The sequence below is a fragment of the Rhodoluna sp. genome (assembly GCF_044239955.1).
Taxonomy (GTDB): Bacteria; Actinomycetota; Actinomycetes; order Actinomycetales; family Microbacteriaceae; genus Rhodoluna.
Genome location: NZ_JBIIAL010000008.1, coordinates 1 through 10,975, shown reverse-complemented (window position 1 = coordinate 10,975; position 10,975 = coordinate 1). Strand labels below are relative to the sequence as shown.

Sequence of the window (10,975 nt, the reverse complement as noted above, 5' to 3'; positions counted from 1 at the left end):
TTGGATACTTAGTTCTTAGCCAAAGTTGGCGCAACAACTTCAGTTAGGTAATCAAGAGAAGTCTTAACATCCTCAACTGGACCCTCACCTTCTGCTGGCATGCCAGCAGTAATTGCAGTGTCTTGCTCGATGACATACCAACCCTGGTAGCCCTGACCCTCAAGCCCTTGGATGACACCCTTGATGTCAACATCACCTTGGCCAAGTGAAGTAAATAGTCCTGCTTGAGTTGCATTCATCAATGAAATCTCACGGCTCATAACTTTTGGAACCATCGATAGGTTGACGTCTTTGAGGTGAACGTGGCCGACACGATCAAAAGCATCCTTGGCAAATTCAACAGGGTCTTGGCCACCGATAGCCATGTGACCGGTGTCAAGACACCAGCGAACATCGCAAGAATCTAGCACGCGGTGCATATCGTCTCTGGTTTCAACCAGAGTCTGCACGTGCGGATGAAGAACTTGGTCTAGGCCGTGCTCTGCGCAGATGTCGTCGATAACTTTAAACATCTCGGTCATGTGAGTTTTTTCAGAATCTGAAAGTTCTCTCGGGTTGGACCAGTCCATATCCTGCACTACTGCCGAAACAAACTTGGTGGCTCCTGCGCGCTGGAACACTTTGGCAGTAGCGGTAGCACTTTCGATAGTTGCCTGTCGTGCTGACTTGTCGTGCAGCACAACAGGAGTGAAGCCGCCAAGCAAACTAAGCCCAAAGCTATCTAGCTTGTCGTAAACGCCCTCTGGGTCATCGGGCAAAAAGCCAGGTGCTCCAAGTTCAGTTGCGGTAAGACCAAGGCTTCTCATCTCACCTAAAACTCGATCAGTAGGGAGCATGGCTCCCCAGCCTGGAACCTCACAAATACCCCAAGAAATGGGGGCCGAAGCCACACGGGAAAGAAAGTCGGACAATTTGGTTCCTTTCGTTGGAGCGTTCCAAAAATTATGACAGACTAGTGGCAGTTTAGCAATTCAAGTCCCAGTTAGAAGGCGGTCAGAGATGAAGGTTCTAGTTATTGGCGCAGGGCGCATGGGCGCTATCCGGGTAGAAGACCTGGTTGCCGACAAGCGGGTGACCGAGGTACTGATTGCAAACCGCAACGAGGCCAAAGCCAGATCTCTTGCTTCAAGCTTTGGGGCGAGTGTGCTGCCCTGGTCCGAGATTGAAACCGCCGAAGTTGATGCGGTTGTGGTCGCCGTTGGAACCAGCGCCCACCAAGAAGTATTAGAAATGGTTGCACCTAAGACCTTGGCGATCTTGTGCGAAAAGCCAATTGCTCCAACAATTGCTGGAACCTTAGAAGCAATCGAACTAGTTGAGAAAAATGGCTCTTCGTTGCAAATTGGTTTCCAGCGTAGATTCGATGAGCCAATCAAAGCGATGCAGCAAAAGGTAGCTGGTGGTGAAGTAGGAATCATCTACGCCCTAAACATGACAGCCCATGACAAGACTCCAAGCGAGAAAGAGTTCATGGCCGGAAGTGGTGGAATCTTCCGCGACATGCACGTGCATGATTTCGATCTAGTGCGCTGGATCACAGGTAGCGAAGTGGAAAGCGTTTACGCCACAAAGGAAGTTCGCTATCAGATGGACTACAAGGAATTTGATGATGCGGATGTCACTGCAATAAACATCAAAACCGTAAACGGTGTTCAAGTCGTCATTACCGGAACTAGGCATGGAGCACTCGGCCACGATGTTCGGATGGAAATTTTTGGTTCTAAAGATGCACTCTCTGCCGGACTAAACACCAGAACCCCACTACATGATCTTGAAGGTCAGCTGGAGCTAAACATCAATCCCTACGGCGGCTTTGTTGATCGATTTAGAGATGCCTTTAGAAATGAAACCGGTAGCTTTGTGTCTTTTGCTCTAGGTGAAATTGAAAACCCATGCCCACCAGATTCCGCTCTAGAGAGTCTTAGAATTGCCATTGCCTGCGAGCAATCAATTGCTACTGGCAGTGCAGTGATGGTCAAGGACATTAGCTAGCAACTATGTCTAGCTCTAGACCCACCATCATGGACGTTGCCGCCAAATCCGGCATGTCTAAATCCTTAGTTTCCCTGGCGCTATCTGGCTCCCCCAAGGTAAGCGATTCCAGCAAAAAGAAGATCCTAAAAGCCGCCAAAGAGCTGGGCTATCGCCCAAATGCTGCGGCCAGGAGCCTGGCCGCAAGGAGAAGTAAGACCCTCGGGGTCTTGATACTTGACCTACACAACCCAGTCTCGGCAGAGATTTGGGATGGGGTCCAGTCCGAGCTTCGCGAGTATGGCTATAGCTTGATGCTCGTTACAGGTGGTGATGATCCACTTCTTGAGAAAACCGAAATCGACACCCTGCTGCAGTTCCAGATCGAAGGGCTGATTCTTATCTCTCACCGCCTAAGCGCCGAGGATCTAAAGGAGATAGCAGCGGAGGTGCCTACAGTTACCGTTACCCGAGAAGATATTGCCGTATCTCAAATGGACACTGTCTGTAACGACGACGTCGCTGGAGCTCAGCTAGCTGTTGATCACCTGGTTGAGCTTGGGCATTCCAAGATTGTTTGTCTAAGTGGTGGCGATAACCCAGTTTCTATTTTGAGAACTACTGGTTACACACAAGCCATGAAGCGTCACGGACTCGAACAGCACACGCAGGTTGTTGCAGGAGGCCTAACCGATACCGCCGGATACGCAGCCGCAAATAAAGCTCTTGATCTTAAGCCAACCGCGCTCGTAGTTGCCAATGACTTTGCCGCGGTTGGTGCCATTGCCGCAATTGAGGAATCAGGTCTTCAGGTTCCAGAAGATATTTCAGTAGTTGGTTATGACGGTATTCGACTTGGAGGATTGCGAAGTGTGAATTTGACTTCGGTAGCTCAGCCACTTGCCGATCTTGGAAAACTTGCAGCTAAGAGAATTATGGAACGAATCGAAAAACCCAAATTAGAATCGCAGCAGGTAAGAGTTTCTTCGAAGCTTGTGGTTCGAGGAACTACCCGAGCTATCTAGCCTTAATTAGCTGGGTTCTTAGTGGTCCAAGCTCTAAAGAACTCAAGGCTTTCTGGGTTCGCAAGCGTAGAGCTATCTCTTTCAGGCTTGCCTGAAACAATGTCTGCTACCGCTAGCTCGTTGAGCTTGCCGTTTCTGGTTCTTGGAAGATCAGGGGCCTTAGCAATCACATCTGGAACATGGCGAGGGCTTGCCTGATTGCGCAGGGTAGTGCGGATTTCCTGAGACAGATTTTCTGTTAGCTCCCCCTCGCAAACCACAAAAAGCACAATTCGGGTGTCGTTTCCTTCCGGCTGAGCCACAGCTAGGGCGCCGGTGATTCCAGTAATTGTCAGCACAACGCGGTAAATCTCAGCCGTTCCGATTCGAACTCCCTTGGAATTCAAGGTGGCATCTAACCTGCCAAGGATCTCAAAGCCGCCAGAAGGAGTTCTTCTGGCGTGATCGCCATGAGCCCAGATGCCTTCGAAGCGATCAAAGTAAGCTGCTTGGATTTTGCTGCGGTTATCGTCTCCCCAGAAACCAAGGGGAACAGTTGGAAAAGGTGTTCGGCAGACAAGTTCACCATCTTCTAGTGGATCGGCCTCCGAGCCATCCGCCCGAACTACCACTACATCCAAACCGAGAGCTGGACCCTGGATTTCACCCCGTGGGACTTTCTCGGTTGGTACACCAAGCACTAGACAGCCACAAAGATCAGTTCCACCAGCAATTGAGACAACCGAGACTTGACTTCCAACGGATTCTTCAACCCAATCAAAACCCGAAGCCGCCAGCGGTGAACCGGTTGATGCAATGGTTCGAAGCGAGTCAAGTTCGTACTTTTTCTTTGGCTCTAATTTCTGTTGACGCCAAACATCAATTAGGGCAGCTGACACTCCAAGAAAGCTCAGCTTCTCATCGTTGGTGATTTGCCAAAGCCGCTCAATGTCTGGATGTCCTGGGCTACCGTCGACAAGAACAATTGTTGCACCTCGGCCTAAACCAAAAACCAACCAGTTCCACATCATCCAGCCACAAGTAGTTGAATAAAGCACTCGATCAGATTCTCTAATGTCCATGTGATAGCCCTGTTCACTCAGGACCTTTAGCAATACCCCTGCCGCCGAGTGAATAATGCACTTAGGCTTCCCAGTTGTCCCGCTAGAGAACAAAATGAATCCTGGCTGATCAAAACCAAATAGTTCCGGTGCAAACTCAGCTCCGCGATGCGGAGCCAGCCATGAATCGAAACTTTGGCCGGGGCCCTCTGCACCGACAACAATCAGGGTCTTCACCGTAGGAAGTTCTTTTGCTACCTGTTCTAGCTTGTCAAGCAGAGAGTGTTGCTTGCCACCATAGGAATAGGTAGAAGCAGAAAGCAGCAACACAGGCTCGATCTGACCAAAGCGATCAACCAGTGCAGCGGGGCCAAAGTCTGTGGAGGCAGTGCTGACAACAGCGCCTACTGATAAGGCTCCTAGAGCGAAAATGACACTCTCGACCGAGTTGGTCATCCACGCAGCTACGCGGTCGTTTTGATTTACGCCAGCTGCTTTCAACGCAGCAGCACAAGCAGCAACTTCCTGTTTTAGTTCCCCGCGGGTGAAAGCCACCCTAGGGCCTGCTTCTGAGTAAGCAACCAAAACCTCTTTGCTTTGATCTCCTGCCAAAAGGGTGTTAACAACATTCAGCTTGGCTTCTGGAAACCACCTGCTTTCTGAAAAGCCAGACCCTGAGAAGTCGATGGCCCCGCTGTCGCCAACTATGCCGAGATCCAGCCAGGCCTGACGCCAGAATTTGCCTGGGTTTGCTACCGACCAGCTGTGTAGCTCGCGAAAATCATCGCAGCCAGCTTTGGCGATCAGGGTTTGCATCAACACAGGTTCAGCGTAGTCCGAATGTTTGCCGAATCTTTGGCTAAAAAACTGTGAGAAATTGTTGGAGGATATTTGGGGCTCCTGGGTGTGAAATGCTAGCAAGCCTGCAATCGTTTGCGTTAGAGCCTAGCTCCAGGAAGGTGGGTACAGGACCCGATACACACCGTAGACAACGACAGTGATTATCGCGAGAGCTATTGACAGTGCTTTCAGTCCCCTGGTGGGTCTGAAGAAATTAATGATAATCGGCAAAAAAATTAGCGGTGCCAGAAAAAGTAACTGACTAAAGTTCCAGGCAGTCTCAAAATCAAATCTTGTTAATGACAGAACTGCCCTTGTCATTCCGCAGCCTGGGCAAACATGACCAGTTACGAAATAAAAAGGGCAGTTCCAATCAAAAACAATTGCAACAGCTGGCACTAAGGCAAACTGTGCAGAAAGTTTTAATCTTCTCTCAAATTTAGGAGAGTGGGTTGCCGTCCGAATCTGTAACCTTTCGAGTTGCAATCAGAATTAGATCGATAAGTGCCCAAAGTCCACAGCCACCTGCTGTTAGAAGTTTTCCAATTCCCAAGCCAACGTGACCGGTGTAGAACCTGTCAATTCCAAAAACTCCTACAAGGAATGAAAGGATGAGTGTGGTTGTCCAGCTCTTGTCAGAGAAAACGCCTGGAATTTGGTTCGCCGGAAATGTGGCTCCAGTTGAGAGTTCCTTAACTAGAGTGTTGGGCTTCAGTCTTCCTGCACGAGCCCAGCCCTGAAGTGTTGCAGTGTCAACCTGTGGGTCCGGGATGCCCGGGATCATTATTTCCCATTTTGCTGAACTTGATTTTGCCATTTGTACTTTCCCCTTATTGGTGAGTGTAATTTTTACAAGATAACCCTACCGGTTGGTGAGGGCATTGGAAGCTCTTTGGGCTACCTCGCAGCCTTACCCTCTTCGTAGTCGTCAGAGTTTTTCAGCCAAGAAAATAGCTTTCTTAGCTTCCTTCCTACCTCTTCGATTGGGTGAGCTTCGCCCTTTGCGCGTAGCGCTAGGAACTCTGGGCCTCCAGCGTCCTGGTCAGCTACGAATCTCTTAGCAAAAGTTCCATCCTGGATGTCGGTAAGGACTTCTTTCATACGAACCTTCACCTCTGGGCCAATAACCCTTGGGCCTGAGATGTAATCGCCGTACTCAGCGGTGTCTGAAACAGACCATCTTTGCTTAGCGATTCCACCTTCATACATCAGATCAACAATTAGCTTTAGTTCGTGAAGGACCTCGAAGTAAGCAACCTCTGGCTGGTAACCAGCTTCAGTCAAAGTCTCAAAACCGTACTGAACCAACTGGGATGCTCCACCACAAAGTACTGCCTGCTCACCGAACAAGTCTGTCTCTGCTTCTTCGGCAAAGGTGGTTTTGATTGTTCCAGCACGGGTACCACCAATTGCCTTCGAGTAGCTAAGCGCTAGCTCCATCGCCTTGCCGGTGGCGTCCTGCTCAACTGCAACTAGGTTTGGTACACCTCGGCCATCAACGTATTCGCGACGAACGATGTGACCAGGTCCCTTTGGTGCAACTAGGAATACATCGATGCCAGCTGGTGGCTTGATGTATCCAAAGCGAATAGCAAAGCCGTGACCGAAAACAATTGCGTTTCCTGGCTCTAGGTTTGGCTCGATTGACTCGGTGTATAGATCGCGCTGACGTGGGTCCGGCGCTAGCACCACGATTACATCTGCCCACTTGGAAGCTTCGGCAGGAGTAAGAACCTTGAGACCCTGCTCTTCGGCCTTAGCTTTGGACTTAGAGCCCGCTTGTAAACCAACTACCACGTCAACGCCTGAGTCTTTTAGGTTCAGTGAGTGAGCGTGACCTTGCGAACCAAAGCCAATAACGGCAACTTTGCGTCCCTGGATGATTGCTAGATCGGCATCCTTGTCGTAAAAGATCTCTGCCATTTGTGTTTCTCCTTTTATTTGGTGTTTAGAAAGTTGAAGCCTTTGTGCTACTTGGAAACCTTGTCGCTAATTGCCTTGGAGCCTCGGCCCATAGCCAAGATGCCCGACTGAACAAGCTCTTTTACTCCAAATGGCTCTAGGACCTTGATAAAGGCCTGGCACTTGGAGGAATCACCGGTGATTTCAATAATCAAAGTGTCTGAAACCACATCGATGACTCTCGCACGGAACAAATCAGCTGCCTCAAGTACCTGAGAGCGGTTACTGGCATCGGTTTTTACCTTGACCAGAATGTGATCACGCTGAACGGCTAGGTCTGGCTCGAGCTCAACAACCTTGATTACGTTTATGAGCTTATTCAGCTGCTTGGTGACCTGCTCCAGGGCGTGGCCCTCTACCTGGACGACCACGGTGATTCTGGAAAGACCCTCTACTTCGCTGGTTCCTACCGCAAGGGATTCAATATTGAAGCCTCTTCTTGCAAACAAACCCGCTACGCGGGTAAGTAGACCTGGCTTGTCTTCAACCAGCAGGGAAAGTACATGTCTAGACATCTTTACTCATCACCGTCCCAAACTGGAGCTGCGTCTTTAGCAAACTGAACTTCGTCGTTTGATAGTCCTGCCGGAACCATCGGCCAAACCATTGCATCTTTACCAACTACGAAGTCGATAACAACCGGACGGTCATTGGTTTCGATGGCTAGCTTGATGGCGGCGTCAACGTCTTCTTTTTTCTCAACTCGGATGCCAAGGCATCCGTAGGCATCCGCTAGCTTCACAAAATCTGGAATCATCAGTGAGTCTGAACCGGTGTGCAAATCTGTGTTGGAGTAGCGGCTGTTGTAGAAAAGCGACTGCCACTGCCGCACCATTCCAAGAGAAGAGTTATTGATAACGGCAACCTTGATTGGAATCTTGTTGATGGTGCAGGTAGCAAGTTCCTGGTTGGTCATCTGGAAACAGCCATCGCCATCGATTGCCCAAACAAGTCTTTCTGGTTGAGCAACCTTGGCACCCATAGCTGCGGGAACCGAGTAACCCATGGTTCCGGCTCCGCCGGAATTTAGCCAGCTGTTTGGTCTTTCATATTTGATGAACTGAGCAGACCACATCTGGTGCTGTCCTACTCCTGCTGCAAAGACCGCTTCTGGACCAGAAATGTCACCGATGCGCTGAATTACATACTGCGGTGACAACATGCCATCTTCTGGCTCGGTGTATCCAAGCGGGTAACGAGTTCTTAGACCCTCGATGAATTTCCACCACTCGGCTAGGTCTGGCTTCTTGTTTCTTTGCTCTAGCTCAGCGTTTAGCTCGATCAGTACTTCTTTCAGATCGCCCACAATCGGCACATCAGCGAAGCGGATCTTGCCGATTTCGGCTGGGTCAATGTCGATGTGAATAACCTTGGCTTCTCTTGCAAAACTCTTCACGTCTCCAGTAACGCGGTCATCAAATCTGGCACCGAGGGTAATAAGAAGGTCTGATTTCTGCAGTGCGGTAACGGCAGGAACAGTTCCGTGCATACCTGGCATACCAAGGTTTTGCGGGTGAGAATCAGGCAATGCTCCCCTGGCCATCAGGGTTGTTACTGCTGGTGCACCAGTCAAAGCAGCAATCTTTAGAAGCTCTGGGCTAGCGCCAGATCTAATGCTTCCGCCACCGATGTAAAGAACTGGCTTTTTGGAAGAAAGAATCAAATCAGCCGCCGCGGCAACTTGCTTTCCGCGCGCCTTGGTTACTGGGTTGTACCCCGGTAGGTCAATCTTTGGTGGCCAAGAAAAATCAAACTTCTGGTTTTGTGCATCTTTGGCTACGTCAACTAGAACTGGTCCAGGTCTACCGGTAGTTGCAATCTGCACAGCAGCTGCAATCACGCCTGGGATATCTTCTGCTTTGGTAACTAGGTAGCTGTGTTTGGTTATTGGCATTGTTATTCCAACAATGTCTGCCTCTTGGAAAGCATCGGTTCCAATGTGAGTCGATGCGACCTGACCGGTAATTGCAAGAAGTGGAACGGAGTCCATGTAAGCATCAGCGATTGCGGTTACTAAGTTGGTAGCTCCAGGGCCGGAAGTTGCAATACAAACGCCAAGCTTTCCTGAAGCGGAGGCGTAGCCTTCGGCGGCGTGACCGGCACCTTGTTCGTGTCGGACAAGAATGTGACGAATCTTGGTGGAGTCCATAAGTGGGTCATAGGTAGGCAAAATTGCTCCACCTGGAAGACCAAAAATTGTGTCTATGCCAAGTAGCTCTAGCGAGCGCACGATTGCTTGGGCTCCTGAAAGAACCTCAGTTGACATTTGAACACATCCTTATTGCTAGTCTCGTTGTCGCTGGTCTAATTGAGCTAACTGATCCCATATAGAAGTAGTTGTGAACCGCGATTATCCGCAGTAGGCACCTTCCGATGAAGAGTGCACTAACTTGAGGTATTTCGCGAGAACCCCTTTGGTATAGCGTGGCGGAAGAGGCGCCCAGTTCTTGCGGCGCTTATCCAGCTCTTGCGCATCAACGAGTAGTTCCAGCGAGCGAGCTGCGATGTCGACTCGAATCAAGTCTCCATCGCGAACCAGAGCAATTGGGCCACCATCGGCCGCCTCTGGAGCAATATGTCCGATACAAAGGCCGGTTGTGCCGCCTGAGAATCGTCCGTCTGTCAATAGTAGAACATCTTTACCCAGGCCGGCACCCTTAATTGCGCCCGTTAGAGCAAGCATCTCGCGCATTCCAGGTCCACCCTTAGGTCCCTCGTAGCGAATGACCACCACGTCGCCCGAGACAATCTTGCCTTCGGTTAGAGCCTCCATAGCCGCAGCCTCGCGCTCAAAAACCTTGGCTGGTCCGGTGAATTCCGCGAGGTCAAAGCCTGCGGTCTTGACTACCGCTCCCTCTGGAGCCATCGAGCCTTTCAGGATCGAGATGCCTCCGGTTTTGTGAATTGGGTTGTTCATCGCGCGGATGATCTTGCCATCTGGATCTGGTGGGTTAATGCCTTCTAGGTTCTCGGCCATGGTCTTGCCGGTTACGGTCAAAACATCTCCGTGTAGTAGTCCAGCATCCAAGAGGGCTTTCATTAAAACAGGAACTCCACCGACCTTGTCGACATCGTTCATTACATACTGACCAAAAGGTTTTAGGTCTCCAAGGTGTGGCACACGATCCGCGATGGCGTTGAAATCATCCAAAGTTAGATCAACTTCTGCTTCTCTAGCGATGGCAAGTAGGTGCAAGATAGCGTTGGTGGAACCACCAAAAGCCATCAGAACCGAAATGGCATTTTCAAATGCCTTCTTGGTCATGATCTGTCTTGCGGTAATTCCTTTGGCAATTAGATTTACTACTGCTTCACCGCTTCGCTCAGCCCAAGTGTCTCTTCTGCGGTCAGCTGATGGCGGAGCGGCGGATCCAGGAAGGCTCATACCGATTGCTTCAGCAATTGATGCCATGGTGTTAGCGGTATACATACCGCCACAAGCACCCTCGCCCGGGCAAACTGCCTTTTCAATTCGGGTTAGATCCTCTTGGCTCATCTTGCCGCTCTTGCAGGCACCAACTGCCTCGAAGGCGTCAATGATGGTCACTTGCTTTTCAGTGCCGTCAGTTAGCTTGACCCAACCAGGAGCAATGGATCCGGCATATAGAAACACAGAAGCAAGGTCTAATCTGGCAGCTGCCATCAACATGCCAGGAAGTGACTTATCGCAACCAGCTAGCAATACCGAGCCATCTAGGGCTTCAGCCTGCATAACTACCTCAACGGAGTCGGCGATAACTTCTCTAGAAACTAGGGAAAAGTGCATACCCTCGTGGCCCATGGAGATTCCATCAGACATTGAGATGGTTCCAAACTGCATTCCAAAGCCTTGGGCTCGCTCAACGCCAACTTTGGCAGCTTTTGCTAGGCGATCAAGAGAAAGATTGCAGGGGGTTAGCTCGTTCCAGCTAGAGCCAATACCGATTTGGGGCTTATCCCAGTCATCATCACCCATGCCAATGGCGCGAAGCATTCCGCGGGCTGGAGCCTTCTCAATACCGTCAGTAACAGCGTGGCTGCGGGGTTTCATGATGTTTGCCATGCGGTTAAGTGTACCTATCTATACAGCGCCTAACGAGGGGCAGTTTTGTCCAGACAGGCGCTCAATTGGCCCAATAATAGAAGGGATGACTTCTT

9 protein-coding genes and 1 pseudogene are annotated in these 10,975 nt (G+C 50.2%); 2 read left to right on the top strand and 8 right to left on the bottom strand.

Going from position 1 to position 10,975, the window contains the following annotated elements:
* Positions 1-8: 8 nt before the first annotated feature.
* A complete protein-coding gene (locus AC9UFE_RS04045) occupies positions 9-911 on the bottom strand; it encodes a TIM barrel protein (protein ID WP_509545878.1) in 903 nt (300 codons plus the stop codon).
* Positions 912-999: 88 nt separating this feature from the next.
* Between AC9UFE_RS04045 and AC9UFE_RS04040 the strand changes: the two genes are divergently transcribed.
* Both AC9UFE_RS04040 and AC9UFE_RS04035 read left to right on the top strand, forming a co-directional pair.
* Positions 1,000-1,992, top strand: coding sequence for a Gfo/Idh/MocA family protein (locus AC9UFE_RS04040; RefSeq protein ID WP_509545876.1), 993 nt, complete (start codon positions 1,000-1,002; stop codon positions 1,990-1,992).
* Between the two features lie 5 nt (positions 1,993-1,997).
* A complete protein-coding gene (locus tag AC9UFE_RS04035) occupies positions 1,998-2,996 on the top strand; it encodes a LacI family DNA-binding transcriptional regulator (protein ID WP_509545874.1) in 999 nt (332 codons plus the stop codon).
* A gap of 2 nt (positions 2,997-2,998) precedes the next feature.
* Here the strand turns inward: AC9UFE_RS04035 and AC9UFE_RS04030 are convergent, their stop codons facing one another.
* The 7 genes and pseudogenes from AC9UFE_RS04030 to ilvD form a co-directional block, all read right to left on the bottom strand.
* Positions 2,999-4,852, bottom strand: a complete 1,854-nt coding sequence (locus AC9UFE_RS04030) for an acetoacetate--CoA ligase (protein ID WP_509545872.1) — start codon at positions 4,850-4,852, stop codon at positions 2,999-3,001.
* A 129-nt stretch (positions 4,853-4,981) separates the two neighbouring features.
* Entirely contained in the window at positions 4,982-5,275 is a 294-nt protein-coding gene (locus AC9UFE_RS04025; RefSeq protein WP_509545870.1) for a DUF2752 domain-containing protein, read from the bottom strand.
* Positions 5,276-5,315: 40 nt separating this feature from the next.
* Positions 5,316-5,693: a TM2 domain-containing protein gene (locus AC9UFE_RS04020; RefSeq protein WP_509545868.1), complete on the bottom strand. Its 378-nt coding sequence runs from the start codon at positions 5,691-5,693 to the stop codon at positions 5,316-5,318.
* An 80-nt stretch (positions 5,694-5,773) separates the two neighbouring features.
* A pseudogene (gene ilvC / locus AC9UFE_RS04015) lies at positions 5,774-6,829 on the bottom strand (ketol-acid reductoisomerase); the annotation flags it as partial.
* A gap of 17 nt (positions 6,830-6,846) precedes the next feature.
* Positions 6,847-7,353 (bottom strand): acetolactate synthase small subunit, encoded by a 507-nt coding sequence (gene ilvN, locus AC9UFE_RS04010; RefSeq protein WP_509523375.1) that lies wholly within the window; start codon positions 7,351-7,353, stop codon positions 6,847-6,849.
* A gap of 2 nt (positions 7,354-7,355) precedes the next feature.
* Positions 7,356-9,104 (bottom strand): acetolactate synthase large subunit, encoded by a 1,749-nt coding sequence (locus AC9UFE_RS04005; RefSeq protein ID WP_509545866.1) that lies wholly within the window; start codon positions 9,102-9,104, stop codon positions 7,356-7,358.
* Positions 9,105-9,188: 84 nt separating this feature from the next.
* Positions 9,189-10,880 (bottom strand): dihydroxy-acid dehydratase, encoded by a 1,692-nt coding sequence (gene ilvD / locus AC9UFE_RS04000; protein WP_509545864.1) that lies wholly within the window; start codon positions 10,878-10,880, stop codon positions 9,189-9,191.
* Between the last annotated feature and the right edge of the window lie 95 nt (positions 10,881-10,975).

Coding starts and splice junctions, on each gene's coding strand:
- AC9UFE_RS04040 (WP_509545876.1), top strand. CDS start 1,000: ATGAAGGTTCTAGTTATTGGCGCAGGGCGCATGGGCGCTATCCGGGTA.
- AC9UFE_RS04035 (WP_509545874.1), top strand. CDS start 1,998: ATGTCTAGCTCTAGACCCACCATCATGGACGTTGCCGCCAAATCCGGC.
- AC9UFE_RS04030 (WP_509545872.1), bottom strand. CDS start 4,852: ATGCAAACCCTGATCGCCAAAGCTGGCTGCGATGATTTTCGCGAGCTA.
- AC9UFE_RS04020 (WP_509545868.1), bottom strand. CDS start 5,693: ATGGCAAAATCAAGTTCAGCAAAATGGGAAATAATGATCCCGGGCATC.
- ilvN (WP_509523375.1), bottom strand. CDS start 7,353: ATGTCTAGACATGTACTTTCCCTGCTGGTTGAAGACAAGCCAGGTCTA.
- AC9UFE_RS04005 (WP_509545866.1), bottom strand. CDS start 9,104: ATGTCAACTGAGGTTCTTTCAGGAGCCCAAGCAATCGTGCGCTCGCTA.
- ilvD (WP_509545864.1), bottom strand. CDS start 10,880: ATGGCAAACATCATGAAACCCCGCAGCCACGCTGTTACTGACGGTATT.